The organism is Burkholderia sp. F1, from assembly GCF_050813845.1.
In the GTDB taxonomy this organism is placed as follows: Bacteria; Pseudomonadota; Gammaproteobacteria; order Burkholderiales; family Burkholderiaceae; genus Burkholderia; species Burkholderia ubonensis.
This window is the reverse complement of sequence record NZ_CP172422.1, coordinates 977253-1002852: the sequence shown is the minus strand read 5'-3', so window position 1 is coordinate 1002852 and position 25600 is coordinate 977253. Positions and strand designations below refer to the sequence as shown.

Below are 25600 nucleotides of genomic sequence, written 5' to 3'. Positions count from 1 at the left end.
ATGTGTTCCGTACGTCTAATGGTTATCTGTCAAGCGTGTAACCTTGGCATGAGCGTGCGCAGCCGCGTGGCGGCAGCCGCGCATGCGCATGCCGAGGCGCGCTCGGCTATTAGTGGACTAACGATTTCAGGTGGTTCAGCAGGCGGACGAATACCGGCTGACGGTTTTCGAGCGACAGCATCGCGTCGTAGTGCGGGCGCGATTCGTTCACGTGCGGGAGTTGCGACAGCAGAAGGCCGAAGTTCATGATCTGGCTCCGTGCGGCGGCAGCGTGCGTGCCGGCCGCGTCGTGGGCGCGGGGCCAGTCCGGCGCCTGAGCGAATTCAGGCTATTCGGCCGGAGTGTCCCTGCGACCCGGATTGAAAAGGGTCTGGCGGCATAAGGGACAACTGTCACTGTCGTTCATGGCGGCTCCTGTGCGGTGTTCCGGAAGAACACGGTTGACCGCCATCCTGCATGCGGGACACCGCGTGCGCATGCCTGCGAAAGGCGTGCGCGAACGCGGCCGCATGCCGGGCGGCGGCGAATCCAGACGGCGCATGCGCGACGGCATGACGCGTTTCTGGCGCGAATCAGGGTGCACGTAGGGAGTTACTGCGAAGTACTGCTGCGCGCACCGTTTGCCTCAGTGACAAACGGCGGCGTTGGAAAGGCGCGGACGTTGGTCGCTCAGGCGGAAAACTCGTTCGAAGATCGACTACTGCAAGCGTCCAAGGCGTTCGCCCCAAGAGTGAAGATGGCGGATTCTAGGGACCGCACGAAACCGAAGTCAACCCCTTGAATCCCCGTTATCGCAAAAATATTTTCCGGGCTCCGGCACTGAAAGATTCGCCCTCGAAATCACGCGCCCGAACCTTTCAGCGTGTACGCATCCACGCCCGGGGCGGTGCGCATGCGCAACGGTCCGGGCAACCGCGCAGGCCGATTGCGCGAGCTGCAACGATCGCGGTGCGTCAACTCGATGTATGTGCAACATGCGCAAATTTTTGTGCGATTTTTACTTGCGCTGCAGCAAACGACGCGACTACAATCCGCCGCAATTCAACAAAGGAGTCCATTCGTGGACACATGCTCTAGTTGCAGTTCGATGCCGGTTCACGCCGGCCAAGCCATCGCGAGATAGCAGCAGCCCAGGGCATGTCCTTCGCCGCTAGCTCGCATTCGTCGGGTTAGCGCGCTTCCTCCCGAGCCGGTTCTTGCCGGCTCATCCGTCGCACGCTCCGTACCGTTTCAAACGCCGATCTCAGGCCGCACCGCGCGCGCCCGGGATCCATCACGTCGTCCGGCTTCGCCGCCGGACCGGACGGAGGCAACGTCATGTTCTTTCAATCGTTCGCGGTCAGACTCAAGCGATACGTGCACGTCGCTTGCAATCGCTCGCTCGTCTCGGCGCTGTCGCCGCTCGCGCATGCCGCCAGCCACTGGCGCGGCGCCGCGCTGGTGGACGCGCTGCTCCCGACTCGCGCCCCCGACTGCGCGGTGCTCGGCGCAATGGCCGCCGCCGTGGCGCTGGTCGCGCTGCTATGCTCGGCCGCGTCGCGCCTGGATTTCGCGCAGGTCTGGCGCGTCGGCGGCTGGCTGCCATAACGCATCGTCGCGCGGACGGGCCGCGTGCCATGCACCGTCCGCGCCCCATTTGCATCACCGGTTCATTCCATTAGTCACACTAATCAATCCGTCAATGGAACTCGCATGAAAAACCACTTCGAGCCCACCCTGCGCAAGACCCGTCTCCATGCATGCGCGACACTGCTGCTGTCGCTCGCCGCCGCGCCCGCGTTCGCGCAATCCGCGTCGCCCGCGCCCGAACCGGCCGCGGGCGCCAGCGATGCCGCCACCGTGCAAGCGCCGGCCGCCGATGCCGCCGCGCCGGCGCCCACCGGCTTCTGGGAGCGTTCGAACCTGCTCGGCAATATGGGCGGCCTGCGCGACGTGCTCGGCGATCATGGCGTCACGCTGAACCTGCAGGAAACCAGCGAATACCTGTACAACACGTCGGGCGGCACGGCGCGCGGCGGCGCATACCAGGGCCTCACGCAGTTCGGCCTGAACGTCGACACGGCCAAGGCGATCGGCCTGCCGGGCGGCACGTTCAACGTGTCCGGGCTGCAGATCCACGGCACCAACCTCACGCAGCGCAACCTGCAGACGCTGCAGACCGCGACCGGCATCGAAGCGAATTCGACCACCCGCCTGTGGGAGCTGTGGTACCAGCAGGCGTTCCTCGACGGCAAGGCCGACGTGAAGGTCGGCCAGCAGAGCCTCGACCAGGAATTCATGGTGAGCCAGTACGCAGCGTCGTTCATGAACGCGACGTTCGGCTGGCCGGTGCTGCCGTCCGCCGACCTGCCCGCGGGCGGCCCCGCATATCCGCTGTCGTCGCTCGGCGTGCGGCTGCGCGTGAAGCCGACCGATTCGTGGACCGTGCTGGGCGGCGTGTTCGACGGCAACCCGGCCGGCCGGTTCGGCGGCGATGCGCAACAGCTCAACGCGCACGGCACCAACTTCAACCTGCGCAGCGGCGCGCTGCTGATCGGCGAGGTGCAGTACGCGCTCAACGCGCCGCCGGCCGATCCGAAGGCGCCGCAGCCGGCCGGCCTGCCGGGCACCTACAAGCTCGGCGTCTGGTATCAGTCGCAGCATTTCGACGACCTGCGCACCGGCACGGACGGCCTGTCGCTCGCGAATCCGGCGAGCAACGGCATCCCGGCGAGCCATCACGGCAACTACGGGTTCTATGCGGTCGCGGACCAGATGGTGTGGCGTCAGGCGCCGGACAGCCCGCGCTCGTTGGGTGTGTTCGCGCGCGTGATGGGCGCGCCGGGCGACCGCAACGTCGTCGATCTCGCGGTCAACGCGGGCGTCACGCTGAAGGCGCCGTTCGCGGGCCGCGACAACGACGTCGCCGGTCTCGCGATCGGCTACGCGAAGATCGGCTCGCACGCGCGCGCGCTCGACGGCGACACCGGCGTATACACGACGCCCGGCTACCCGGTGCGCCGTGCGGAGACGGTCGTCGAAGCAACCTATCAGTACCAGGTCACGCCGTGGTGGCAACTGCAGGCGGACCTGCAGCACTTCTTCCGTCCGTCGGGCGGCATCCCGAATCCGAACGCGTCGGGCGCGCGCATCGGCGACGAGACGGTCGTCGGCGTGCGCACGACGATCACGTTCTGATGCGGGGAGGCCCGGCGGCATGCACGCCGCCGGGCCTCCGTCCGCTCACGGCGAGCGCGTCACTCGCCATACAACCCAAGCAGCTTCAGCGTGACGCCATTGGTCCAGCCAAAGCCGTCCTGCAGCGGATACTCGCCGCCGCCCCCACCGCCCGCGCCGGCGCCCTCGACCACATACTTCTCGACGAGCTTGCCCTCGGTCGCATACACGTGCTTCACGCTCGCCAGGAAGCGCGTGCCGATCTCCTTCGCGAGTGCGGGCTCGCCGTAGCGGCGCAGCCCGTCGACCGCGATCCACTGCAGCGGCGCCCAGCCGTTCGGCGCATCCCACTGCTGGCCGGTCGTCGCGGTCGTCGTCGCGAGTCCGCCGGGCTGCAGCAGCGTGTCGCGCACCTCGCGGGCCGTCGCCTTCGCGCGCTCCGGCCACGCGACGCCCGCGAACAGCGGATACAGCGCGGCCGCGGTGACCGCATCGCGCGGCTGGCGCAGTTGCCAGTCGTAGTCGCCGTAATGGCCGCGGCGGTTCCACAGGTAATGATTGATCGCCTTCGCGCGCTGCTCCGCGCGCGCGGTGAAATCGGCGACGCACGCGACGTCGCGCGCGAGCGTGCAGCCCTTCACGATCGTCGTCTCGAGATGGAACATCAGGCTGTTGAGGTCGACGGGCACGATCGACGTCGTGCGGATCGTCGCGAGCGTCTTGCCGTCGCCGAACCAGCGCGAGCTGTAGTCCCAGCCGCTTTCGGCGCCCGCGCGCAGGTCGCGCCACACCTGGTTCGCCGGGCGGCCGGACGCCGCCTGCGCGGTCTTCACGTCCTCCAGATACGACTCGTCGCGCGGCATGTCGCTCGCATCCCAGTAGCGGTTCAGGATCGCGCCGTCGGGCATCGCGACCACGTGGCGCGTCGCGCCGCCGCGCGGCGTCGTGCGCTCGCCCTGCATCCAGTACGCATGCTCGCTGCGCAGCGCGGGCAGATACTTCCGGTAGACCTTGTCGCCTTCCCCCTGCGCGGCGAGCGTCACCATGTACGCGAAGAACGGCGGCTGCGAACGGCTCGCGTAATACGTGCGGTTGCCGTTCGGCACGTGGCCTGCCGCATCGATCAGGTGAGCGAAATTGTCGAGCATGGCGTCGACGAGATCCTCGCGTCCGGACACCTGCAGGCCGAGCATCGTGAAATAGGTGTCCCAGTAATAGCCCTCCCGGAACCGCCCGCCCGGCACCACGTACGGCTTCGGCAGCGGAATCAGCGAGCTGTACGGCGGGACCGTCGCGCTCGTGCGCGTGAGCTTCGGCCACAGCCAGTCGATGTGCTCGCGCAGCGTCTGGTTCGGCGGCGGCGTGACGCCCGTGTCGACGGGCGGCGTGAAATGCCGGTCGGCGAACGCCTTCAGTGAAAAACCCGGTTGCGCTTGCTGTTGCTGATACAACCGGACGATCGTCGCGGGATCGGTGTCCGGCGTCGCGTCGACGAAGGTCTTCTGGTCGGGATAGAGCTGCGCGGTCTGCACCGCGACGAACAGGTCGCCGTACAGCTGGCTCGGCGGCGGCAGCACCGCATTCGCTGCCGGCAATGCGGACTGGACGGCGGCGCGGGTCGTGGCCTGGTTTGCGCTGTCCGCCTGCGCGGCGCAGCCCGCGACGGCGAGATACGTAACGGCCAGCGCGGTGGCCCAGCGGATGCGCCGCACTGGCGGCGCGAGCGGCGATGATGCGATCGATGCGGCACGACGTGACGTCATGACGTATCCCCTCCTTGCGATGGTGAGTGGATCGGCACGAGGTCTCGATTCGCGCGGTGCGCCCGATTCGATGGCCGTCGATCGATGCGCGTCGTTATGTGCGGCAAGCCGCCCGACTTTCGCACGAAACGCGCGCGTCACGCAAGCGACGCGTCACCCCATTCCGGCGATTCATGCGATTCGCGCAGATAGCCGCGCACCGCGTGCCACACGCGCGCGTCGAGCGCGACCGCATCAGTCTCGCCGCGCTGGCCCGCCGCGTCGACGAGGCCCTTGATCATCGCCAGCAGATCGTGCGCGACGACATCCGGCGCCGCGAGCCGCGGCGCGTCGTCCCGGCCGAACGCGAGCAGCACCGCCGCATGGATGCGATCCGTGACCCGCTGCGCCTGCGCGCCGAGCGGCAGGCGCGCCTCCTCGAAGTCGATCAGCCGCGCGAGCGCCGGACGGCGCAACTGATGCGCGACCGCCGCGCGCACCAGCGCACGCAGGATCGCATCGCACGACGGCAACGACGCCGCGCGCGCGACGTCGTCGAGCAGCGCCGCGCTTTCGCGTTCGGCCAGCGCGGCGGTCAACGCGTCGCGATTCGGGAAGTACTGATAGAGCGAGCCGATGCTGACGCCCGCATGCGCAGCGACCGCGTTGGTCGTGTAGCCGTCGAAGCCGTCGCGCTCGAGAATGCGCGCGGCCGCTTCGACGATCGCGTCGACGGTGGCCGCCGAGCGCTGCTGGCGTGGCGATTTGCGAGGGGCGAGCGGCGTTCGGGCAGGCGTGCGTGACATGGCGCGGAGACGGGTCGAGAAAGCGAGTCGATGCTCACATTCTAGGAACGCGGTTTCCACACCGTCAAACGGGACATTCGATGACCGCGCAACCATCGGCCGCGCGCGCCGAAGTCGTCTCTTCCGCGCGCCGCGCCGAAAGAACAACTGTCGCAACATTCGGAACAACCGTTGCCGCGCGTGACGCGCCGAGAGCAAACGGTGCATAATGGCGTCTTTACGCGCGCCCCGCCCATGTCGCCCGTCTTTCTTGCACCGCTCATCGTTGCCTGTGCGTTGTTCATGGAAAGCGTCGACGGGAACATCATCGTCACGGCCCTGCCCGCGATAGCGCGCGACTTCGGGCACAGCCCCGTCACGCTGAACATCGCGATCACCGCGTACGTCGTCGGGCTCGGCGTGTTCATCCCGATCTGCGGCTGGCTTGCCGACCGCTTCAGCGCACGCGCCGTGTTCCGCACCGCGATCGGCATCTTCGTCGTCGGCTCGCTGCTGTGCGCCGCATCCAATTCCCTCGGCCTGCTGACGTTCGCGCGCTTCGTGCAAGGCGTCGGCGGCGCGATGATGGTGCCCGTCGGGCGCATCATCATCTTCCGCGCCGTGCCGCGCGCGGACCTCGTGCGCGCGATGAACTATCTCGCGATCCCCGCGCTGTTCGGCCCGACGGTCGGGCCGCTCGTCGGCGGCTTCATCACGACGTACCTGCACTGGCGGATGATCTTCTTCATCAACGTGCCGATCGGCCTGTACGGCATCTATCTCGCGAGCAAGCACATCGCGAACACGCACGAGCCCGACCCGGGCCCGCTCGACTGGTTCGGCTTCCTGCTGTCGGCGAGCGGCGCCGCGCTGCTGCTGATGGGGCTCACGCTGATCGACGGCGCGCTGACCTCGCGCGGCAACGCGCTGGCGATGTGCGGCGCGGGCGCCGCGCTGCTCGCGCTCTACGTGCCGTACGCGCGCCGCAAGGAGCGGCCGGTGCTCGACCTGACGTTCCTGCGCATCCCGACCTATCACGCGAGCGTCGTCGGCGGCTCGCTGTTCCGCATCGGCCTCGGCGCGGTGCCGTTCCTGCTGCCGCTCACGCTGCAGGAGGGCCTCGGCATGTCCGCGTTCCACTCGGGGCTGATCACCTGCGCATCGGCGCTCGGCGGCGCGATGAGCCGCTCGACGGCCACCCGCACGCTGCGCCGCTTCGGCTTTCGCACAGTGCTGATCTACAACGCGGCGTTCGCGGGGCTCGCGATCGCCGCCTACGGCGTGTTCCATCCAGGCATGCCGACCTGGGCGATCTGGCTGATCGTGCTGGTCGGCGGGATCTTCCCCGCGCTGCAGTTCACGAGCCTCAACTCGATGATCTACGCGGACATCTCGCCGCGCGACGCGGGCCGCGCGACGAGCCTCGGCAGCGTCGTCCAGCAGATGTCGCTTGGCCTGGGCGTCACCGTCGCGGGGCTCGTGCTGCACCTGTCGCATTGGGCGCAGGGGCACGCGAAGATGGTCTGGTCCGACTTCTGGCCGGCGTTCGTCGTGGTCGGGCTGTGCTCGTTCGCGTCGATCCCGATCACGCGCAGGCTGCCGCTGAACGCCGGTGACGAAATCGCGCGCGGCAGGCGCCAGTAGGGCACAACGGTCGGGAAACGGCGAAAGAGACTCGGCAGACGCGCGGCAGAACCGCCGCGGCAAAAAAATTAGCGGACATCCACTCGGGGCCGGTGCACAGCCGCATGGATGTCCGCTCAGGGCCACGGAGCGCTTAATGGGGGCAAGCACTCCGGATTCGCTTCCTGCGTGCCATGGACGTATGTGCGTCGGAAGCAGAATCGGCGCGCACACTGCAGCGCGCTCTGGAATGCACTATAAGGAATCTTCGGCGCCGCATCTGTCAACGATTGTCAGATGCGGCGCGGCCGCGACTCGAGCGCGCGCGCCGCTTTCGCGCTAAAGTGGTGCCCGACCGCCACCCTCCCCCGCCCATCCGATGCTTACGCTCTCGCCCGCCGCCGCCCGCGCGCTGCATCTCGCCGCGCAGGGCCTGCTGACGCCGCCGCGCCGCAAGGCGACCAAGGCCGACGTGCTCGACACGATCCGCCGCATGGCGCAGCTGCAGATCGATACGATTCACGTCGTCGCGCGCAGCCCGTATCTCGTGCTGTACAGCCGGCTCGGCGCGTATGCGCCGCAATGGCTCGACGAGCACCTCGCCGACGCGCAGCTGTTCGAATACTGGTCGCACGAGGCGTGCTTCCTGCCGATCGAGCAGTTCGGCCTGATGCGCTACAAGATGCTCGATCCGTCGGGGATGGGATGGAAATACGCGGCCGACTGGCATGCGCGCCACCGCGCCGACATCGACCGGCTGCTCACGCGGATTCACGCGGACGGGCCCGTGCGCTCGGCGGACTTCGTGCGCGAGGACGGCGTGAAGGGCAACGGCTGGTGGGACCGCAAGCCGGAGAAGCGTCACCTGGAAGTGCTGTTCACGACCGGCGAGCTGATGGTGGCCGAGCGCCGCAACTTCCAGCGCGTGTACGACGTGCGCGAGCGGATCCTGCCCGGCTGGGACGACGCGCGCGACCTGCCGCCGCGCGAAGCCGTGCTGCCGGCGCTGCTCGACCACACGTGCCGCGCGCTCGGCATCGTGCGTGCCGACTGGGTCGCCGACTACTACCGGCTGCCGCGCCGTTCGTACCGCGCGGAGCTCGACGCGCTCGCCGATGCGGGCGAACTGATCCCGGTCGCCGTCGACGGCTGGAAGGAGCCGGCGTATGCGCATCATTCGCTGAACGCGCTGCTGCCGGCCGCCGCGGCCGACACGCTGCGCTCGACCGTCACGACGCTGCTGTCGCCGTTCGACCCGGTGGTGTGGGACCGGCGGCGCGCGTCCGCGCTGTTCGATTTCGACTACACGATCGAGTGCTATACGCCCGCGCACAAGCGGCGCTACGGCTATTTCTGCCTGCCGGTGCTGCATCGCGGCCGCCTGGTCGGCCGGATCGACGCAAAGGCGCATCGCGCGCAACAGGTGTTCGAGCTGAAGACCGTGCACGTCGAGCCGGGCGTGCGAATCGGTTCGGGGCTTGCGAGCGACGTAGCGAAGGCGGTGAAGAAACTCGCGGCGTGGCACGGCACGCCGGACGTCCGGATCGGCAGCGCGCCGCCGGAACTGGCGCGCGCGCTGGCGGCCGGCTGACGCGCAGCCGCGCCGGCGGCGGCGGCGCAGCGGCCATTGCGCCGCCGCAACGACGCTTCGCCCGGGCTACGCCTGCGCCGCGATCCACGCGGCGATGTCCGGCCACGCGTCCTTGAGCGTGCGCGAACCCATGAAGAGGCCAATGTGCCCGCCGGGCACGAGCCGGCTCGTCACCTGCGCCGCGGGCGTGCCGAGATACTTGACCGCATCGAACACCTGCTCCGGCGTCGTGATGTCGTCGGCCTCGCCGGCGAGCAGGTAGACGGGACAGGTCACGTCCTTCAGGTTCAGCGTGCGGCCGAGCGCGACGAACCTGCCCTTCGCGAGCCGGTTCTCCTTGAAGAGCTGCACGATCGCCTGCAGGTACCAGCGCCCGGGCAGGTCGATCGGGCTTTCGTACCAGCTCGCGAACGCCTCCTGCTTGCGCAGGTAGTCCGGATCGTCGATGTGCTCGTACAGGTCGACGTGCTCGGCCAGGTAGTGCTGGTCCGGATGCATGTTCTTCCAGCCGCGCAGCATGAAGCGCCCGCGCATCAGCCCGCCGCCCATTTCCACGAGCTCCTCGTAGAACGACGTCGGATACGTGTGCACCATCTGCCGGATCGGGCCGTTGCCCGCGTCGGTGTCGATCGGCGAACCCGCGAGCACGAGGCTCGCGACCTTGTGCGGAAAGCGCGCCGCATACATCGCCGACATCCAGCCGCCCTGGCACAGCCCGACGAGGTTGACGCGGCCGCCGAGCTCGTCGACGCAGACGTTCAGCTCCGCCAGGTACTGGTCGATCTCGAGATCCTTCATGTCCTCGGTCGCCGATCGCCAGTCGGTCAGGTACAGGCGGCTCACGCCGTGCTCGCGCAGCGTCTGCATCAGGCTCTGGCCCGGCTGGTAGTCGGCGATCATCGCGCTGTGCCCGGCAAACGGCGCATCGACGATCGTCGGCAGCCCGCGCGCCGCGCCGTCCGAATAGTCGCGAAAGATCATCGTGCGCAGTTCGAGCAGCGGCCGGTTCGCGGACGCCAGTGCGGGATGCATCTCGAAATGCAGCTTTTCCTCTTCAGCCAGGAAGCGCAGGTTGCGCGCCGTCAGTTCCGTGCCGGCCTTGAACATCGCGGTGGCGGCGGCCATCGGCCAGAAGATCGGCAGCGCGGGAATCGGGAACGGCGCGCCGGCGGGCGGGGTTTGGGTCATGGTTTCTCCGGGAGCGGAACGGGCGGTTCAAATGGACAGGCGGTCCAGCAGGCCGCGCGTGTGCCGCGCGATCATCAGGTTCTCGTCGGTCGGGATCACGCGCACCGTCACGCGCGATGCGCCGCCCGAAATCACCGGCCGGTTGCCGGCGTTCGCGGCGGCGTCGAGCTCGATGCCGAGCCAGCCCGCCGCGCGGCAGATGCGCTCGCGCACCGCGGGCGCGTTCTCGCCGATGCCGGCGGTGAAGACCAGCGTATCGAGGCCGCCCAGCACGCCGGCCAGCGCGGCGAGCTCGCGCGCCGCGCGATACGCGAACAGGTCGACCGCATGCGCGGCCGACGCCGAGTCGCTCGCGAGCAGCGTGCGCATGTCGCTCGACAGGCCCGACACGCCGAGCAGGCCGGATTCCTCGTAGATCAGGCGTTCGACCTCGTCGATCGTGCGCCCGTCGTGGCGCAGCAAATACAGGATCGCGCCCGGGTCCAGCGTGCCCGTGCGCGTGCCCATCGGCAGCCCGTCGACCGCGGTGAATCCCATCGTCGTCGCGACGCTGCGCCCCTCCGCAAGCGCGCACAGGCTCGCGCCGTTGCCGAGATGCGCGACGATCGTGCGGCGCTGCGTCCACGACGCATCGAGCGCGGCGAGCGCCGTCGCGATGTATTCGTACGACAGCCCGTGAAACCCGTAGCGCATGATGCCCTGCTCCGTCAGCGCGCGCGGCAGCGCGAATTCGCGTTCGAGCGCCGGCAGCGTGTGATGGAACGACGTGTCGAAGCAGGCAACCTGCGGCAGGTGCGGCGCGAGCGCGCTCACCGCGCGGATCGCATCGACGTGGTGCGGCTGGTGCAGCGGCGCGAGCGGCGACAGCGACGCGATCTTCGCAAGCACGTCGTCGTCGATCCGCACCGGCGCGGAAAAATACCGGCCGCCGTGCACGACCCGGTGCCCGACGCCGTCGAACGCCGCGTCGTCGCCGACATGGCGCGCGAACCACTCATGCAGCGCCTCGATCGCGCCGTGGTGGCCCGTGCGCGCGACCGGGTGGTCGGCCAGCGTCGCGCCGCGCGCGTCCTTGACGACGAGGTGCGGCGCGTCGTGCAGGCTGTCGATCTGGCCGTGGACGCCCGCGCCGAGCGAGCGGTCCTCCAGCGTGTCGTAGACGGAGAACTTGAGGCTCGACGAGCCGGCATTCAGGACGAGAACGGGATGTTTCATCGCGACGCCTCGCCAACCCCGGCGACGCCGGCGCGGCCGGCCGGCGCGCGCGTCGCCTGCGCGTAGAGCGCCGCGACCGCGCAGCTCGCCATCCGCGTGCGCTCGTTGTCGGCGCGGCTCGTCAGGATGATCGGCACGCGTGCGCCGAGCACGATGCCGGCCGCATCGGCGTTCGCGAGGAACGTCAGCTCCTTCGCGAGCATGTTGCCGGCTTCGAGATCGGGCGCGAGCAGGATGTCCGCATCGCCCGCGACGGTCGAGCCGAGATGCTTGAGCCGCGCGGCCTCCAGGTTGATCGCGTTGTCGAGCGCGAGCGGGCCGTCGAGCGCCGCGCCCGTGATCTGGCCGCGCTCGGCCATCTTGCAGAGCGCCGCGGCGTCGATCGTCGACGGCAGCTTCGACGTGACCGTCTCGACCGCCGACAGGATCGCGACCTTCGGCCGGTCGACGCCGAGCACGCGCGCGAGATCGATCGCGTTCTGCGCGATTTCGGCCTTCTGCTCGAGCGTCGGACGGATGTTGACCGCCGCATCGGTGATGAACAGCGGCTTCGGATAAGTCGGCACGTCCATGATGAACACGTGGCTGAGACGACGCTCGGTGCGCAGGCCGGCGCCGTCGCGCACGACCTCGGCGAGCAGCTCGTCGGTGTGCAGGCTGCCCTTCATCAGCGCGTCGGCTTCGCCCGCGCGCACCAGCTCGACCGCGCGCGCCGCCGCCGCATGGCTGTGCGGCGCATCGACGAGACGGTAGCCGGACAGGCCGATGCCGAGCGACGCGGCGAGCGCCGTGATGCGTGCCTCGGGGCCGACGAGCACGGGCTCGATGATGCCGGCGCGCGCGGCATCGACGGCCGCGCGCAGCGATACGTCGTCGCACGGATGCGCGACCGCGACCTTGACCGGGGGAAGCGCACGGCAACGCGCGATCAGCGCGTCGTATTTCTGGTGCAGGCGGGAATCGGGGGAATCGGACATCGGGCAAGGCTCCCTTGTCAGGTGGGCGGGGAACGTGCTGCATGCTGCAACGCATTCTTGTGCGAATTCCGCGACGGTTTTTTGACATTGGTCAGATATGTCAGGAGAAGTCCCGATAGCATCGATTCGTCCGCGACGGCACGCGCACCGCAACCGCCGCGCCCTTTCCGACGGGACACTCATGCATATCCGTGAAATCCGCTCGAAGATCGCCAGCACCTCGTCCACGCGCAAGATCACGCGTGCGATGGAGATGATGGCGCGCACCAAGATGGCGAGCGCGCAGAAGCGTGCGCGCGATTTCCGGCCCTACGCCGCCAAGGTGAAGGCGATGGCCGAGCGCCTGATCCGCGACCGGCCCGACTACATGTCGGCGCTGATGGCGCGGCGCGACCCGGTGCGCCGCATCGGCCTGATCGTCGTCAGCACCGATCGCGGGCTGTGCGGCCCGCTCAACGCCCGGCTCCTCGTCCACTGCGTCGACGCGCTCGAGCAATGGGACCAGGCCGGCATCCGGTTCGAACTGAGCGTGATCGGCGCGCGCGGCGTCGCGCCGCTGTCGCGCTACGGCGCGCACATCACCGCCCGCACCGGCAGTCTTGCCGGCGAGCCGCGTTTCGACGCGCTGCTCGGCGCGTTGCTCGTGCCGCTGACCGCGTTCATCAACGGCGAGCTCGACGAAGTGCGCGTCGCGTACAACCGGCTGACGAGCGCGCTGACCTACGAACCGCGGATCGACACGGTGCTGCCGGTCGTCGGCCTCGACGACGCGCCGGACGCCGGCGGCATGTCATCCGACTACCTGTACGAGCCGGGTCCGCGCCCCGTCGCGGACACCATCCTGCTGCGCCATGTCGAGGCAGTGCTCTATCAGGCCGTCGTCGAGAACTACGCGTGCGAGCAATGCGCGCGGATGTTCAGCATGCAGACCGCGACCGACAACGCGGACCGCGTGTTGCGCGACCTGCGCAACCTGTACCAGAAGACCCGGCAGGCGCAGATCACCACCGAGCTGTGCGAGATCGTCGCCGGCGCGGCGGCCGTCTGAAGGAGGCACATCGTGGAACCCGTCCCCGTGCTGCAGCTCGACATCCTGAGCATCGAGGAAGTGCTGTTTTCGGGCGTCGCACGCTCCGTGATCGTTCCCGGCGAGAGCGGCGAACTCGGCATCCATCCGCGGCACGCGCCGCTGTTCACGCGGCTGCGGCCCGGCGTCGTGACGGTCACCGACGCGAAGACCGGCGCGCACCGCCGCATTCTCGTCGCGGGCGGCGTGCTGGAGGTGAGCCGGGACGGCGTGACGCTGATCGCCGATCACGCGCTGCGCACGCCCGAACTCGACGCGTTGCGGGCCCGCGAGGCGCGCGACGCGGCGAACGACTGGCGCCGGCGCTACGCGCAGGAAAGCCGGCGCACGTTCGATTTCGCGGCCGCGCGCGCGGAACTGATGGACGAGATCCGGCGGTTCTTCCTGCTGGCGCTGCGGCAAGGCGCGCCGGGAGAACGGACGGGCGGCGCAGGCTGAGGGCCGCCCGCGCCCGTCGCGGGCGCATGCTGCCCGCGCGCGCGACGGTCAGTCGCGCAGCTTGCGAAAGCGCGGCGTGCCGTCCTCGCGGGTTTCGTTGAACATCGCTTCCGGGCGCACCCACAGCCCGCGCGCATGCGGCCACAGGTGCTCGTAGACGACGAGCGATTCTTCCGTTTCGGAATGGCGGGCGACGCCGATCATGCGGTACAGGCCGCCCTTGTAATGGCGGTGGGTCGCGAGTTGTTCGGCTTCCTGTTCGGTCATGGTGCGCTTCCTTCAGCGTGGCAAAAGCGCGTATTGTATGCGCGCCGCCGGTCAGCGCGCCGTGTAGATGTCGGGGCGCCGCAATTCCATCATCCGCTCGGGATGCGACGGCGGCACGAAGCCGACCGGCCGGTACAGCGCGTGCGCATCGGTCGTCACGAGCATGATGCGGCGCAGCCCCTGCACCATGTCCTGCGCGAACACGTGGTCGATCAGAGCGCGGCCGTAACCCTTGCCGCGTTCGGCCGGCAGCACGAACACGTCGCACAGGTACGCGAAGGTCGCGTGATCGGTGACGAGCCGCGCGAACCCGACCTGCCGCGCGCCGACATACGCGCCGAAGCACAGCGAGCCGTCGATCGAGCGGTCGAACACGTCGCGCGGAATCCCTTTCGACCAGTACGCTTCGCGATGCAGGAAGTCGTAGATCGCGTCGACGTCGAGTTCGTGCTTGTCGGTCGAAAATCTCAGCGTGGCGGGGGTGGCAGCGGACACGTGGGCTCTCCGTTGGAACGGTTGGGAAAATGATCGGCGCCGGGCTGCGCGGGATGACGCAGCCCGAGCACGTCGAGATACAGGTGAAGCGCGCGCTGCACCGCTTCCGCGACCACGCGCGTGATGTCGCCGAACTCGCCGCCGGCGCACGCGCGGTCGAGCGCGTCATGGTAGGCGGGCCGGTCTTCGTCGCGAATGATCGCGGGCGGATAGCCGTCCTTCATCAGCTCGAACGCGAGCAGCAGCCGCGCGGTCCGGCCGTTGCCGTCGACGAACGGATGGATCTTCAGGAGCCGCGCATGCAGTTCGGCCGCTCGCGCGATCGGGCTCATCGCGCCGGCTTCGCGGTACCAGTCGATCAGCGCCGCCATGTCGGCGGGCAGGTCCAGGAAGCCGGGCGGCATCGCGCTCGCGCCCGCGATCGCGACGTTCTCCTGGCGGTAGCGCCGCACTTCGCCGTCGCCGACCCGGTTCAGCGCCAGCCGGTGAAGGTTGCGGATCTGCCGCTCGGACAGCGCCTCGCGCTTCGACACGATGTCTTCGACATAGCCGATTGCGTCGCGATGATGCGTCGCGTCGAGATGTTCGCGCAGGGGCGTCCCGTCGACCGTGATGCATTCGAGCACGACCCGGGTCTCGCGCAGCGTCGGGTTGTCGTCCTCGATCGCGCTCGCGCTTGCCTGACGGGCCCATTCCCGCGCCAGCCGCTCGCGCAACGACGAGACCACCGGCCGCGACAGCGGACGCGCGGCATCGAGCGTCGCCTTGTCGGCGTCGATCGATTTCAGGAGCGTGGCGAGCTGGCTGGACATCAGGCGTTCCGGAACCGCGTTGGATGTCAGCCAGTATATCGCCCGGCGGGCGCGCCCGATCTGCGCTCGGACGCCGCCCCCCTCAATCACGGCCCGACGTCGATACGGCCATAGAGGCCTTCGGCTTTGCCGTTGGGTCCCGCGGCGAAGAACAGCGTGTTGACGGGTTGACTGTCGAGGCCATTGCCGAACGCCATGCCCCGCAGCCCCGGCTCGACGATCGCGCTGCCATCACCTTTCTCGAGGGTTCCGAGCATGATCCCGGAAATCGCATCGAACGCGTGGATCATGCCGTCGCCGAAGTTGCCGATCAGGACGGCATTGCCGAAGCGGCCAAAGTCCGCGGGCGCCAATGCCATGCCCCACGGCGCATTCAGCGGCCCGCCCGTGGCGAAGCGCTGCAGGAATTGTCCCGACGGGCTGAACACGTCGATCACGCCGAAGCCCGCGCCGGCCACGTCATCGCGTGCCGCCGCGTCCTGCTTCGCATAACTGACGAACAGCTTCGAGCCGATCGCCTGGATGCCGAACGGCGCGAATCCCGCAGGCAAGGAAGGATCCTGAAACGCGTTGGCCGGCGTGACCTTGGCGAAGGTCCGGTCGAACACGTCGATCCGGTTGTTGTGGAAGTCCGTCGCGTACAGGAAATTCGCGCCATTGTTGCTGGCCATCGCGAGCCCCTTGTAGACGGCGGCGCCGCCGCTATCGAACACCGTCACCGCCGATGTCGGGTTGACCGCGGGCGACCATGCGGTCATGGTCCCGCCCTCTCCCACGAAGATGAAGGCTGCGGGCCCCGCTTTGGTGCCCTGGGTCACCATGAAGTCGGTCGTGCCGTTGAACACGATGCCGGTCGGGTCGGGGGCGCCGCTCTTGCCCGGCGGGATCGTCACGACGAGCGGCTGCGGCACGCCGTTGCCGTCGTAGAGCGTCGCGCGCTGCGTGCCGTTATCCGCGACCCATGCGAAGCCCTTGGGATTGAAGGCAATGCCCCACGGATTCCTCAGGTTGGCATCCACGTGAGCAGCCGGAAGCGCGCCGTCGGAGACCAGCGCACTGACCTGGAACTGCCTGACAGGGGAGGAACCGCCGCCGCACGCGACGACGCTCGCCAGCACGACAGCCGCCAACGCAGCGCCGAGCACCGCATGGACCCGTTTCATGATTGCGCTCCGAACGCGGAAGCACCGCTAGTAAACGGACGGGCGGTCGTGATTATTCCGTCCGGTCGGGCCGCTTCACTCGTTCGTTGCAACGGTGCCGGCCGTAACCGCAGAGGAAATCCGCCGCACCGCGCACCGGTTTCGGATGAGTTTCACGATTTCGTCCTGCGACCACGCCGCTATCGCCGCCCTCCTTCGTGGGGCCCGATATGGCGAAAAGCGGCGAGCAACGAAAGGTCATAGGCGATCTTCAACGCACCGCACGCGACCAGCGGCGCGCCGAGCCAGCCGAGGCCGAACAGGCCGCCGGCCAGCGTCGGCGCGATCGCCGCTGCGAGGCTGCGCGGCACGGAGGTAAAGCTGGCAGCCGCCGGGCGCTCCGCCGGCGTGACGACGGCCATCACGTAGGCGGTTCGGGTCGGCACGTCCATCTGCGACATGGCGCTGCGCATCAGCAGGAGCGTCAACGTCAGCGGCAGCGTCGGCGCCAGGGCCGCGCCGATCAGGCAGACGCTCGACGGAATGTGCGTGAACACCATCGTGTTGAGCAGGCCGATCCTGCGCGAGAGCGGCGCCGCCAGAAGTTGCGAGCCTGCGGCGAGCAGTCCCGCGCAGAAGAAGAACCGGCCCGCCGCACCGGGCGAAAGACCGAAACGCAGCATCAGCCATAGCGACAGCAGCGAGTTGACGACAAGACCGCCCGCGAACGCATCGACGCTGAACAGCAGCGCAAGCCGCGCAACGATGCGTCGGGATGGCCCGAGCGGAGGCGCGGCCGTCGCCTGGCGCGATCCGGCACGGGGCAACCTGCCGTACAGCACGCACACCGTCACGCCGGCCAGCGCGTAAACGACGAACATCGCGCGCATCGCGGCGAGCAGCGGAATCCCGGCATGCGACGCAAGCCAAGGCGGCAGGCCCGCCGCGAGCGCGCCCAATGCGGCCGAAACCGCGCCGACCAGGCTGTAGCGGGCAAACAGCGCGGTCCGCGCGTCGCCGCTTGCCGATTCGGCAAGACGCGCCTGTTCGAGCGGCAGGAACAGGCTGACGTCGCCGGAACTCGGGTTGAGCGTGCCGACGAAGGCCACCACGAGCAGCGGCCACAAGGTCGACAGGCTGGCGAAGCCGATGCCGGTCGCGGCCATCAGGACAGCTGCGAGCGTCAGCATCCGGCGGTGCGGGAAGCGGCTGGCCACCGTGCCGACCGCGATCGTCGCGACGGCCGAACCGATCAACGTCGCGGTGCTGATCAAGCCCACATGGACCTGTGCGAGGCCCAGCGACAGCAGGTACGCGGGAAGCAGCACCGCGATGAAGCCGTCGCAAAAGCCGCGCAAGCCGCGGCTCGCGAGGATGAGCCACGCGGCATGCTCCACCCCGGCCGGGAGGAACCAGCGCGAGAGTCGCAACGCGAACGGGACGGCCGCGCGGCCGCTAGGCTCGCGCATCGCGCCGGCGCCGCGCGTGGCGCGCGTCGACCACCACGATCCCGTGCCGGCGTTGCTCGTGGCCGTCGGTGAAGTTCCTCGACAGCCCGACCGGGATCGCATGCAGGCCGCTCGCTTCCGGCGCGAGACCGAGCCGCCCGGTATCCGCGCCGCGCACGATCCCGGCAAGCCTGGGCAAGGCCGAGGCATGCAGCCGGTACTTGTCGAGAAGCGCATCGAAGCTGCAACGTCCGTCGTGGCGTCCGAGTTCGACGTCGGGCACGTCGCAAGGTCCGGTCCGAATGCGCGGAACGGCTTTCATCCGGTACGTCATGCTCGTCTCCCGACCATGCGAGTCATCGATGGAGCAGCGGGTAAGCCACCAGCCCGAAGAGTGCCGCCGCGGTCACGACCACCGGTTCCGGGAGCTTCTTGAACCGCCACAGCAGCAGAACCGTCGCAACGGCAAGAACAGCGGTCGGCAAGTCGACGATCGAGCGCTTCGCGATGACCAGCACGGAGCCCGTGATCGCCCCGACCGCCGCCGCCGTGATGCCGTCGACGAACGCCTTGACGTCGGGCCGATGGCCGTATTTCTTCACGTAAGGCGCAGGAATGACGGTGAACAGATAGCAAGGCAGGAACGTGCCGAGCGCGGCCACGCACGCGCCGGGCAGGCCCGCCACGAGATAGCCGATGAAGCCGACGGTGATCACGACCGGGCCCGGCGTGATCATCGCGACCGCGACCGCGTCGACGAACTGCTTGTCGTTCAGCCAGTGATGTTCGGTCACGACGCCGCCGTACAGGAACGGCACGATCGCGAGCCCCGATCCGAACACGAACGCGCCCGCCTTGGCGAAGAACGCGCCGATCTGCGCGAGCAGCGGCAGGTCGATGCCGCTCAGCAGGCCGCTGGCCGCCGGCAGGTTGGCGCCGGCGAGCGCGCTCAGCCCGCCCTTGTGCAGCCATTTCGGCGGGGCGCGCCAGAACCAGCCGATCAGCCCGGCGACGATGAAGAGCCACGCGATTTCCGATTCGGTGATGAACGTCACGGCGGCGAGCGTCAGGAAGATCGCCCAAAGCAGCTTGTCGTGGCCGACGGTCTTGACGGTGAGCTTGCAGGCGCTCATCGCGATGATGCCGACCACGGCGGCCCCGACGCCGTAGAAGACCGCCTGCATCCATGACAGTCCGCCGAAGTGCGCATAGGCGAACCCGAGCCCGAGGACCATCAGGAACGACGGCAGCACGAACGCGAGCCCGACGAGGGTCGCGCCGAGGATCCGGTAGTGGACGAAGCCGAGATAGATCGCGAGCTGGGCGGCCATCGGCCCCGGTGCGAGCTGCGCGAGCGTCAGCCCTTCCTTGTAATCGGCCTCCGTGATCCAGCCGTGCCGTTCGACCAGATCGCGGCGCATGTAGCCTGCGAGCGCGACCGGCCCACCGAAGCCGAACGTGCCGAGCCGCAGCATGTATCCGACCAGTTGGCCCAGCGAGTAGGTCGGCGTGTTCGTGGCGATCGTCGTGGTCATGAACGTCCCCCGGTGTCGCGCTTTCCGTTCGATGCGAAGTGCATGTACAGCGCGTCGAGCACCGCGCCCATCTGCTCCAGCAACTGATCGTCGTTCTCGGCGCGTTGACGCGTGCCGGCCATCACCGCCTCGAAGCCCGCCGCTTCGGGCGCGGCCGGGCCACCCACGTCGAGCGCGTGCACGATCTCGCCGAGCCGCATCAGCGCCGGATCCTTGTCGAGCCCGAAGCTCGCGAGCAATACCTCGAACGTCACGCGCTCGCCGACGTGCGTGAATGCGGCGCCGTCGAAATCGAAGCCCAGCGCCTCAGGCGGGCACGCTGCCGGAGACGCAAGCCAGATGAAGCGCGCCCGCACGTCGATGAAGCGCTGGATCAGCCACGCGCTGGCGGCGCGATCGACCCACATGCGCTGCCGCGTCGCCCAGGTGCGTCCCTGGTACTCGTCGATCGCGAGCAGGCGGATCGCGCGCTCCGCGGCGTGCGGCTCGCCCGGCGACAGCACGGTGTCGACGAGCGCGATGAAATCCTCCAACGCAACTTCGGCGCGGGTTGCCGCGTCGCCCGGGAAGTAGTCGATCGCCCGGATGGTGTCGAAGTCTTTGCGCTGGCGGCGCAGCAGACGCGCCAGTTCGGTGGCGGACTGGCCGGCCAGCGTCTTGCGAGCTTCCGCGAGCGCCTGGGCGAAGGCGGCGTAATCCTCGCCGCGATCGAACAGCGCGCGGAACTCCCCTTCCTGCGACGCGTCGAGGCTCGGCGCACGCAACAGGTGGGCCGCGCCGCCGCTTTCGGCGATCGCGCCCGCAAGTTCGCGCAGCACGCTTTCGCGCGCTTCCGTGTACGGCAGCACATAAATGCCGTCGCGCAACACCGCGCAGCCCTTTGCCTTCAGGGCGCGCCAGAAGCGCATGCGCGCCGTCGCGTTTTCCGTAGGCAGGGTCAGAACAAGAAGCGACCAGGTCGACATTGCGTTCATGTAGGCAATGCTACTAACACGTTACGATATCTACAAATTTATTTTGGCGTAGGCATGCCGCGTAACGTCGCGCTTGGGGCCGCCCCGGTCGATTGATAGCCCACGCGCATCAATCCTTCGAAAAAATGCACTTCACGCAGCCGCCGATCCGGACCACCATGTGCGCTTCGATCCGGCCCCGCCCGGACGTCATCCAATGAAATATCCGGAGACAACCCGATGTCACATTCCGTGGCCACCCCCTCCCCGTCCAGGGCCGCGGCCGTATTCCGCGTCACCGCCGGCAATTTCCTCGAGCAGTTCGACTTCTTCCTGTTCGGTTTCTATGCGACGCAGATCGCGTCGGTGTTCTTCCCGTCGAGCAGCGAATTCGCGTCGCTGATGATGACCTTCGCGGTGTTCGGCGCGGGCTTCCTGATGCGCCCGCTCGGCGCGATCGTGCTCGGCGCGTACATCGACGAGGTCGGCCGCCGCAAGGGGCTGATCGTCACGCTGTCGATCATGGCGAGCGGCACGATCCTGATCGCGTTCGTGCCCGGCTACGCGTCGATCGGCCTGCTCGCGCCGGCGGCCGTGCTCGCCGGCCGCCTGCTGCAGGGCTTCTCGGCCGGCGCGGAGCTGGGCGGCGTGTCCGTCTATCTCGCGGAGATGGCGACGCCCGGCCGCAAGGGCTTCTACACGAGCTGGCAGTCGGCCAGCCAGCAGGTGTCGATCGTCGTCGCGGCCGCGCTCGGCTTCGCGCTGAACGAGTGGCTGAGCGCCGCGCAGATCGCCGCGTGGGGCTGGCGCGTGCCGTTCCTCGTCGGCTGCCTGATCGTGCCGGCGATCTTCATGCTGCGCCGCAATCTGCAGGAAACCGAAGAATATGCGCAGCGCCGCCATCGCCCGTCGATGCGCGAGGTGTTCGCGACGCTCGCGCGCAACTGGACCGTCGTGCTCGGCGGCATGCTGCTCGTCGCGATGACGACGACGAGCTTCTATCTGATCACCGTCTACGCGCCGACCTTCGGCAAGACCGTGCTGCACCTGAGCACCGCGGACAGCCTGCTCGTGACGCTGTGCGTCGCCGTGTCGAACTTCATCTGGCTGCCGATCGGCGGCGCGCTGTCCGACCGCTTCGGCCGCCGCCCGGTGCTGCTCGCGATGACCGCGCTGAACGTGCTGACCGCGTACCCGGCGCTGTCGCTGCTCGCGCACGCGCCGAGCTTCGTCAACATGCTGCTGGTGCTGCTGTGGCTGTCGTTCATGTACGGCCTGTACAACGGCGCGATGGTCGCCGCGCTGACCGAGGTGATGCCCGCCGACGTGCGCGTCGCCGGCTTCTCGCTCGCGTACAGCCTCGCGACCGCGGTGTTCGGCGGCTTCACGCCCGCGATCTCGACCGCGCTGATCCACTCGACCGGCGACAAGGCCGCGCCCGGCTTCTGGATGAGCTTCGCCGCCGCGTGCGCGTTCGGCGCGACGGTGTTGCTGTACAGCCGCCGCCGCGACGCGCTGCGCGCCGCATGATCGGCCCGGCTGCTCACTCACGCGCGGCGCCGGCGCGCCGCGCTTTTCCCCGACTTCCGGACCCCGCACGATGAACAACCGACCGCTCGCCCGCCGCGCGGCAATCTGGCTCGCCGCCGCCGCGCTCGCCGCCGTCGCGCTCCAGGCCCGCGCCGCCGAACTGCGCGTGATGATTTCCGGCGGCTTCACCGCCGCCTACCAGCAGCTCGGCCCCGGCTTCACCACCGCGACCGGCGACACGCTCGACACGATCCGCGGCCCGTCGATGGGCCAGTCGAACGAGGCGATTCCGAACCGCCTCGCGCACGGCGAGCAGGCCGACGTGCTGATCATGGTCGGCTACGCGCTCGACAAGCTGATCCAGGAAGGCAAGGTGATTCCCGCGTCGCGCGTCGAGCTCGCCGATTCGCGGATCGGCATGGTCGTACGCGCGGGCGCGCCGAAACCGGACATCGGCACCGTCGACGGGCTGAAGGACGCGCTGCTGCGCGCGAAGTCGGTCGCGTACTCGGACAGCGCGAGCGGCGTCTACATCGAGCAGGAAATGTTCAGGAAGCTCGGCATCGACGCGCAGGTTCGCCCGAAGGCGTCGATGGTGCCGAAGATCCCGGTCGCGTCGGTCGTCGCGAACGGCGACTACGAGATCGGCTTCCAGCAGGTCAGCGAACTGCTGCCGGTGCAGGGCGTCACGTACGTCGGCAAGGTGCCCGAAGCGGTGCAGTCGGTCACGCGCTTCGCGGGCGCCATACCGGTCGGCGCCGCGCATCCGGAGAACGCGAGGAAGCTGCTCGACTATCTCGCGTCGCCGCAGGCGCAACCGGTCGTGCGGGCGACCGGGCTCGATTCGGTGACGACGCGCTGAAGTGCCGGACGCGCATGACCACGGCGCCCGAGCCCTTCAGATGCCGGCCTGGTTCACGCGCTTCGACAGCGCCTCGGCGCTTTCCTTGCGTTCGCTGTACCGGTCGACGAGGCAAGGGCCGATGTCGCGGGTCAGCAGCGTGAACTTGACCAGTTCCTCCATGACGTCCACGACGCGATCGAAATAGGCGGACGGCTTCATCCGCCCCGCTTCGTCGAATTCCATGAACGCCTTCGCCACCGACGACTGGTTCGGGATGGTCAGCATGCGCATCCAGCGGCCCAGCACGCGCATCTGGTTCACGGCGTTGAACGACTGCGAGCCGCCGCTCACCTGCATGACGGCGAGCGTCTTTCCCTGGGTCGGCCGGATGGCGCCGACCGACAGCGGAATCCAGTCGATCTGCGACTTCATGATGCCGGTCATCGCGCCGTGCCGTTCGGGCGAGCACCACACCATGCCTTCCGACCATTGCACCAGCTCGCGAAGTTCGACGACCTTGGGGTGACGCTCGGGCGCGTCGTCGGGCAACGGCAAGCCGCTCGGATTGAACACGCGCGCCTCGGCGCCCATCGCCGTCAGCAGCCGTGCGGCTTCTTCGGTCAGCAGGCGGCTGAACGAACGCTCCCGCAGCGACCCGTACAGGAGCAGGAATCGCGGCGGATGGGTTGACGGCGACGCCGGCCGCAACCGGCTGGCGTCCGGCGCGCGGAACAGTGCGGCGTCGAGCTGCGGCAGGTCATTCAGGCGATCAGGCACGCTTGCCCTCCGTATCGATGCGAGTCAGTCACGGGTTGGTTCTCGGGTGTGCTCAAGCCCGCTCGTACCAGCCTTTGGAACGGTTGACGATGCGCACCACCAGCAGCATGACCGGCACTTCGATCAGCACGCCCACGACGGTTGCCAGCGCTGCGCCGGAATGGAAGCCGAACAGGCTGATCGCGGCCGCGACCGCCAGCTCGAAGAAATTGGATGCGCCGATCAGTGCCGACGGGCACGCGATAGTGTGCTTCTCGCCGACGGCGCGATTGAGCCAGTACGCGAGCGCCGAGTTGAAGAACACCTGGATCAGGATCGGCACCGCGAGCAGGGCGATCACCAGGGGTTGCTTCAGGATCGCCGCGCCCTGGAACGCGAACAGCAGCACCAGCGTGGCCAGCAGCGCGGTGATGGACCACGGGCCGATCTTCGCCATCGCGGCGTCGAACGCCGCCTGCCCCTTTGCGAGCAGCAGCGTGCGCCAGATCTGCGCGAGGATCACCGGAATGACGATGTAGAGCGCGACCGACGTGAGCAGCGTGGCCCACGGCACCGTAATCGCGGAAATGCCCAGCAGCAGGCCGACCAGCGGCGCGAAGGCGATCACCATGATGCTGTCGTTCAACGCCACCTGCGACAGCGTGAACAACGGATCGCCGCCGGTCAGCCGGCTCCAGACGAACACCATCGCCGTGCAGGGCGCGGCGGCCAGCAGGATCAGGCCGGCGATGTAGCTGTCGAGCTGATCGGCGGGCAGCATCGGCGCAAAGAGCTGCCGGATGAACAGCCAGCCGAGAAACGCCATCGAGAACGGCTTGACGAGCCAGTTGACCACGAGCGTGACGCCGATTCCCTTGATGTGCTGGCGGACTTCATGCAGCGCGCCGAAGTCGACCTTGACGAGCATCGGGATGATCATCACCCAGATCAGCAGCCCCACCGGCAAGTTGACCTGCGCGTACTCCATGCGCCCGATGCGCTGGAACAGGTCGGGCAGCGCCTGGCCGAGCGCGATGCCGGCGACGATGCACAGTGCGACCCACACGGTCAGGTAGCGTTCGAAGAAGTTGATGGCGGGCTTTGCGACAAGCTTTTCCGGCGTGGCGAGGTTGGACGTGTTCATTGGACGGCTCGATGCTCAGGTATCCGATCAGTTTTGCGACATGTCGGCCAGGGCCGCCTGAAGCTCGGCGTTGCCCATCCGATCGAGCGGCAGCATCAGCATCTGCAGCATGCGATAGCCGATCGCCTGGCGGGTGAGCTCGAACGCGAGCCGCTTGCCGTCGTCGCCGCCCGGCGCGTTCGACGGATCGGCGTAGCCCCAATGCACGTTGACCGGACTGCCGGGCCAGTACGGGCAGGTCTCCGCCGCCGCGCTGTCGCACACCGTGATGACGATGCGCATCTCAGGCGCGCCGTCGCCGACGAATTCGTCCCAGCTCTTGCTGCGGCAACCGCTGACGTCGACGCCCGCGCCCGTCAGCGCGTCGAGCGCGAACGGATTGAGCCGCCCGCTCGGCGCGCTGCCGGCGCTGTACGCGCGCACGTCCTTGCCGAGCTTCGCGGCCCAATGATTGAGCATCCCTTCCGCCAGCACGCTGCGCGCCGAGTTGTGGGTGCAGAGGATCAGTACGTTCGTGGTCATGGGCGAGGCTCGCTGGTCGTGGAACACGCGGCCGCTGGCGAGCAGGGATTGCCGCCGCAGCAGTTTTCCGTGAGGTACGCCAGCAGGCCGTTCATCGTCGCGAAGTTCGCGCAATAGAACACGAAGCGGCCCTCCTGGCGACTGGTGACGAGCTGCGCATGCGCCAGTTCCTTCAAGTGGAACGAGAGCGATGACGGGGGCACGTCCAGCAACGACGCAATCTGGCCGGCCGGCAGCCCTTGCGGCCCCGCTTGCACCAACGCGCGGAAGATGGCGAGCCGGGACTCGTGCGCAAGCGCCGCGAGCGCGGCAATGGTCTGGTTCGTTTCCATTTTTCGATAATAGTCGAA

General features: G+C 68.5%; 26 protein-coding genes. 8 read left to right on the top strand and 18 right to left on the bottom strand.

What is annotated here, in order from left to right:
• Positions 1-109: 109 nt before the first annotated feature.
• The gene (locus ACFIMZ_RS23595; RefSeq protein ID WP_431824716.1) at positions 110-247 is read right to left on the bottom strand and encodes a hypothetical protein; all 138 of its coding nucleotides are present in this window, start codon (positions 245-247) and stop codon (positions 110-112) included.
• A gap of 1070 nt (positions 248-1317) precedes the next feature.
• Here ACFIMZ_RS23595 and ACFIMZ_RS23590 point away from each other — a divergent pair.
• Both ACFIMZ_RS23590 and ACFIMZ_RS23585 read left to right on the top strand, forming a co-directional pair.
• Complete coding sequence (locus tag ACFIMZ_RS23590; protein ID WP_431824715.1) at positions 1318-1587, top strand: hypothetical protein; 270 nt, start codon at positions 1318-1320, stop codon at positions 1585-1587.
• Between the two features lie 105 nt (positions 1588-1692).
• Entirely contained in the window at positions 1693-3177 is a 1485-nt protein-coding gene (locus ACFIMZ_RS23585; RefSeq protein WP_431824714.1) for a carbohydrate porin, read from the top strand.
• Positions 3178-3236: 59 nt separating this feature from the next.
• On the opposite strand, the gene treA is transcribed toward ACFIMZ_RS23585, so the two are convergent.
• Both treA and ACFIMZ_RS23575 read right to left on the bottom strand, forming a co-directional pair.
• A complete protein-coding gene (treA, locus tag ACFIMZ_RS23580) occupies positions 3237-4919 on the bottom strand; it encodes an alpha,alpha-trehalase TreA (protein WP_431824713.1) in 1683 nt (560 codons plus the stop codon).
• 137 nt (positions 4920-5056) lie between these two features.
• Positions 5057-5704, bottom strand: a complete 648-nt coding sequence (locus ACFIMZ_RS23575; protein ID WP_431824712.1) for a TetR/AcrR family transcriptional regulator — start codon at positions 5702-5704, stop codon at positions 5057-5059.
• Between the two features lie 234 nt (positions 5705-5938).
• Between ACFIMZ_RS23575 and ACFIMZ_RS23570 the strand changes: the two genes are divergently transcribed.
• Positions 5939-7327: an MFS transporter gene (locus ACFIMZ_RS23570; protein WP_431824711.1), complete on the top strand. Its 1389-nt coding sequence runs from the start codon at positions 5939-5941 to the stop codon at positions 7325-7327.
• Between the two features lie 358 nt (positions 7328-7685).
• Entirely contained in the window at positions 7686-8897 is a 1212-nt protein-coding gene (locus ACFIMZ_RS23565) for a winged helix-turn-helix domain-containing protein (RefSeq protein ID WP_431824710.1), read from the top strand.
• 66 nt (positions 8898-8963) lie between these two features.
• On the opposite strand, the gene ACFIMZ_RS23560 is transcribed toward ACFIMZ_RS23565, so the two are convergent.
• Genes ACFIMZ_RS23560 through ACFIMZ_RS23550 form a run of 3 tightly spaced genes read right to left on the bottom strand, consistent with a single transcriptional unit; the run spans position 8964 to position 12277 of the window.
• On the bottom strand, positions 8964-10085 hold the full coding sequence (locus ACFIMZ_RS23560; protein WP_431824709.1) for an alpha/beta fold hydrolase: 1122 nt from the start codon (positions 10083-10085) through the stop codon (positions 8964-8966).
• Between the two features lie 27 nt (positions 10086-10112).
• A complete protein-coding gene (locus tag ACFIMZ_RS23555) occupies positions 10113-11300 on the bottom strand; it encodes an acetate/propionate family kinase (protein WP_431824708.1) in 1188 nt (395 codons plus the stop codon).
• The gene (locus ACFIMZ_RS23550) at positions 11297-12277 is read right to left on the bottom strand and encodes a phosphate acetyltransferase (RefSeq protein WP_431824707.1); all 981 of its coding nucleotides are present in this window, start codon (positions 12275-12277) and stop codon (positions 11297-11299) included. The genes ACFIMZ_RS23555 and ACFIMZ_RS23550 overlap by 4 nt, the downstream gene beginning before the upstream one ends.
• Before the next feature lie 181 nt (positions 12278-12458).
• Here ACFIMZ_RS23550 and atpG point away from each other — a divergent pair, with 181 nt between their 5' ends.
• Both atpG and atpC read left to right on the top strand, forming a co-directional pair.
• Complete coding sequence (gene atpG, locus ACFIMZ_RS23545) at positions 12459-13325, top strand: ATP synthase F1 subunit gamma (RefSeq protein WP_431824706.1); 867 nt, start codon at positions 12459-12461, stop codon at positions 13323-13325.
• 12 nt (positions 13326-13337) lie between these two features.
• Positions 13338-13802 carry an ATP synthase F1 subunit epsilon gene (gene atpC, locus ACFIMZ_RS23540; RefSeq protein ID WP_431824705.1) on the top strand — a complete coding sequence of 155 codons (465 nt, stop codon included), beginning with the start codon at positions 13338-13340 and terminating at the stop codon, positions 13800-13802.
• Positions 13803-13850: 48 nt separating this feature from the next.
• Here atpC and ACFIMZ_RS23535 read toward each other — a convergent pair whose 3' ends face one another.
• From ACFIMZ_RS23535 to ACFIMZ_RS23500, 8 genes are all read right to left on the bottom strand, one after another.
• Positions 13851-14069, bottom strand: a complete 219-nt coding sequence (locus ACFIMZ_RS23535; RefSeq protein ID WP_084909184.1) for a DUF1653 domain-containing protein — start codon at positions 14067-14069, stop codon at positions 13851-13853.
• A gap of 51 nt (positions 14070-14120) precedes the next feature.
• Positions 14121-14564 carry a GNAT family N-acetyltransferase gene (locus ACFIMZ_RS23530; protein ID WP_431824704.1) on the bottom strand — a complete coding sequence of 148 codons (444 nt, stop codon included), beginning with the start codon at positions 14562-14564 and terminating at the stop codon, positions 14121-14123.
• Entirely contained in the window at positions 14537-15376 is an 840-nt protein-coding gene (locus ACFIMZ_RS23525) for a Fic family protein (protein ID WP_431824703.1), read from the bottom strand. Before ACFIMZ_RS23525 ends, ACFIMZ_RS23530 begins: the two co-directional genes overlap by 28 nt.
• Before the next feature lie 86 nt (positions 15377-15462).
• Positions 15463-16539 (bottom strand): TIGR03118 family protein, encoded by a 1077-nt coding sequence (locus ACFIMZ_RS23520; protein ID WP_431824702.1) that lies wholly within the window; start codon positions 16537-16539, stop codon positions 15463-15465.
• Between the two features lie 179 nt (positions 16540-16718).
• Positions 16719-17987: an MFS transporter gene (locus ACFIMZ_RS23515; RefSeq protein WP_431824701.1), complete on the bottom strand. Its 1269-nt coding sequence runs from the start codon at positions 17985-17987 to the stop codon at positions 16719-16721.
• On the bottom strand, positions 17974-18300 hold the full coding sequence (locus ACFIMZ_RS23510; protein WP_431824700.1) for a chromate resistance protein ChrB domain-containing protein: 327 nt from the start codon (positions 18298-18300) through the stop codon (positions 17974-17976). Before ACFIMZ_RS23510 ends, ACFIMZ_RS23515 begins: the two co-directional genes overlap by 14 nt.
• Before the next feature lie 22 nt (positions 18301-18322).
• Positions 18323-19501: a chromate transporter gene (locus tag ACFIMZ_RS23505; protein WP_431824699.1), complete on the bottom strand. Its 1179-nt coding sequence runs from the start codon at positions 19499-19501 to the stop codon at positions 18323-18325.
• Positions 19498-20475 (bottom strand): chromate resistance protein ChrB domain-containing protein, encoded by a 978-nt coding sequence (locus tag ACFIMZ_RS23500; RefSeq protein ID WP_431824698.1) that lies wholly within the window; start codon positions 20473-20475, stop codon positions 19498-19500. Before ACFIMZ_RS23500 ends, ACFIMZ_RS23505 begins: the two co-directional genes overlap by 4 nt.
• 219 nt (positions 20476-20694) lie before the next feature.
• On the opposite strand from ACFIMZ_RS23500, the gene ACFIMZ_RS23495 reads away from it, so the two are divergent.
• Entirely contained in the window at positions 20695-21984 is a 1290-nt protein-coding gene (locus ACFIMZ_RS23495) for an MFS transporter (protein ID WP_431824697.1), read from the top strand.
• A gap of 70 nt (positions 21985-22054) precedes the next feature.
• Positions 22055-22846, top strand: coding sequence for a substrate-binding domain-containing protein (locus tag ACFIMZ_RS23490; RefSeq protein ID WP_431824696.1), 792 nt, complete (start codon positions 22055-22057; stop codon positions 22844-22846).
• A gap of 36 nt (positions 22847-22882) precedes the next feature.
• Here the strand turns inward: ACFIMZ_RS23490 and arsH are convergent, their stop codons facing one another.
• The 4 genes from arsH to ACFIMZ_RS23470 are packed head-to-tail and all read right to left on the bottom strand — an operon-like array spanning position 22883 to position 25582.
• The gene (arsH, locus tag ACFIMZ_RS23485) at positions 22883-23605 is read right to left on the bottom strand and encodes an arsenical resistance protein ArsH (RefSeq protein WP_431824695.1); all 723 of its coding nucleotides are present in this window, start codon (positions 23603-23605) and stop codon (positions 22883-22885) included.
• Between the two features lie 52 nt (positions 23606-23657).
• Positions 23658-24728 carry an ACR3 family arsenite efflux transporter gene (gene arsB, locus ACFIMZ_RS23480; protein WP_431824694.1) on the bottom strand — a complete coding sequence of 357 codons (1071 nt, stop codon included), beginning with the start codon at positions 24726-24728 and terminating at the stop codon, positions 23658-23660.
• 27 nt (positions 24729-24755) lie between these two features.
• Positions 24756-25250, bottom strand: coding sequence for an arsenate reductase ArsC (locus ACFIMZ_RS23475; protein WP_431824693.1), 495 nt, complete (start codon positions 25248-25250; stop codon positions 24756-24758).
• Positions 25247-25582 carry an ArsR/SmtB family transcription factor gene (locus ACFIMZ_RS23470; RefSeq protein ID WP_431825346.1) on the bottom strand — a complete coding sequence of 112 codons (336 nt, stop codon included), beginning with the start codon at positions 25580-25582 and terminating at the stop codon, positions 25247-25249. The genes ACFIMZ_RS23475 and ACFIMZ_RS23470 overlap by 4 nt, the downstream gene beginning before the upstream one ends.
• Positions 25583-25600: the final 18 nt, after the last annotated feature.

Coding starts and splice junctions, on each gene's coding strand:
- ACFIMZ_RS23595 (WP_431824716.1), bottom strand. CDS start 247: ATGAACTTCGGCCTTCTGCTGTCGCAACTCCCGCACGTGAACGAATCG.
- ACFIMZ_RS23590 (WP_431824715.1), top strand. CDS start 1,318: ATGTTCTTTCAATCGTTCGCGGTCAGACTCAAGCGATACGTGCACGTC.
- ACFIMZ_RS23585 (WP_431824714.1), top strand. CDS start 1,693: ATGAAAAACCACTTCGAGCCCACCCTGCGCAAGACCCGTCTCCATGCA.
- treA (WP_431824713.1), bottom strand. CDS start 4,919: ATGACGTCACGTCGTGCCGCATCGATCGCATCATCGCCGCTCGCGCCG.
- ACFIMZ_RS23575 (WP_431824712.1), bottom strand. CDS start 5,704: ATGTCACGCACGCCTGCCCGAACGCCGCTCGCCCCTCGCAAATCGCCA.
- ACFIMZ_RS23570 (WP_431824711.1), top strand. CDS start 5,939: ATGTCGCCCGTCTTTCTTGCACCGCTCATCGTTGCCTGTGCGTTGTTC.
- ACFIMZ_RS23565 (WP_431824710.1), top strand. CDS start 7,686: ATGCTTACGCTCTCGCCCGCCGCCGCCCGCGCGCTGCATCTCGCCGCG.
- ACFIMZ_RS23560 (WP_431824709.1), bottom strand. CDS start 10,085: ATGACCCAAACCCCGCCCGCCGGCGCGCCGTTCCCGATTCCCGCGCTG.
- ACFIMZ_RS23555 (WP_431824708.1), bottom strand. CDS start 11,300: ATGAAACATCCCGTTCTCGTCCTGAATGCCGGCTCGTCGAGCCTCAAG.
- ACFIMZ_RS23550 (WP_431824707.1), bottom strand. CDS start 12,277: ATGTCCGATTCCCCCGATTCCCGCCTGCACCAGAAATACGACGCGCTG.
- atpG (WP_431824706.1), top strand. CDS start 12,459: ATGCATATCCGTGAAATCCGCTCGAAGATCGCCAGCACCTCGTCCACG.
- ACFIMZ_RS23535 (WP_084909184.1), bottom strand. CDS start 14,069: ATGACCGAACAGGAAGCCGAACAACTCGCGACCCACCGCCATTACAAG.
- ACFIMZ_RS23525 (WP_431824703.1), bottom strand. CDS start 15,376: ATGTCCAGCCAGCTCGCCACGCTCCTGAAATCGATCGACGCCGACAAG.
- ACFIMZ_RS23520 (WP_431824702.1), bottom strand. CDS start 16,539: ATGAAACGGGTCCATGCGGTGCTCGGCGCTGCGTTGGCGGCTGTCGTG.
- ACFIMZ_RS23515 (WP_431824701.1), bottom strand. CDS start 17,987: ATGCGCGAGCCTAGCGGCCGCGCGGCCGTCCCGTTCGCGTTGCGACTC.
- ACFIMZ_RS23510 (WP_431824700.1), bottom strand. CDS start 18,300: ATGACGTACCGGATGAAAGCCGTTCCGCGCATTCGGACCGGACCTTGC.
- ACFIMZ_RS23505 (WP_431824699.1), bottom strand. CDS start 19,501: ATGACCACGACGATCGCCACGAACACGCCGACCTACTCGCTGGGCCAA.
- ACFIMZ_RS23500 (WP_431824698.1), bottom strand. CDS start 20,475: ATGAACGCAATGTCGACCTGGTCGCTTCTTGTTCTGACCCTGCCTACG.
- ACFIMZ_RS23495 (WP_431824697.1), top strand. CDS start 20,695: ATGTCACATTCCGTGGCCACCCCCTCCCCGTCCAGGGCCGCGGCCGTA.
- ACFIMZ_RS23490 (WP_431824696.1), top strand. CDS start 22,055: ATGAACAACCGACCGCTCGCCCGCCGCGCGGCAATCTGGCTCGCCGCC.
- arsB (WP_431824694.1), bottom strand. CDS start 24,728: ATGAACACGTCCAACCTCGCCACGCCGGAAAAGCTTGTCGCAAAGCCC.
- ACFIMZ_RS23475 (WP_431824693.1), bottom strand. CDS start 25,250: ATGACCACGAACGTACTGATCCTCTGCACCCACAACTCGGCGCGCAGC.
- ACFIMZ_RS23470 (WP_431825346.1), bottom strand. CDS start 25,582: ATGGAAACGAACCAGACCATTGCCGCGCTCGCGGCGCTTGCGCACGAG.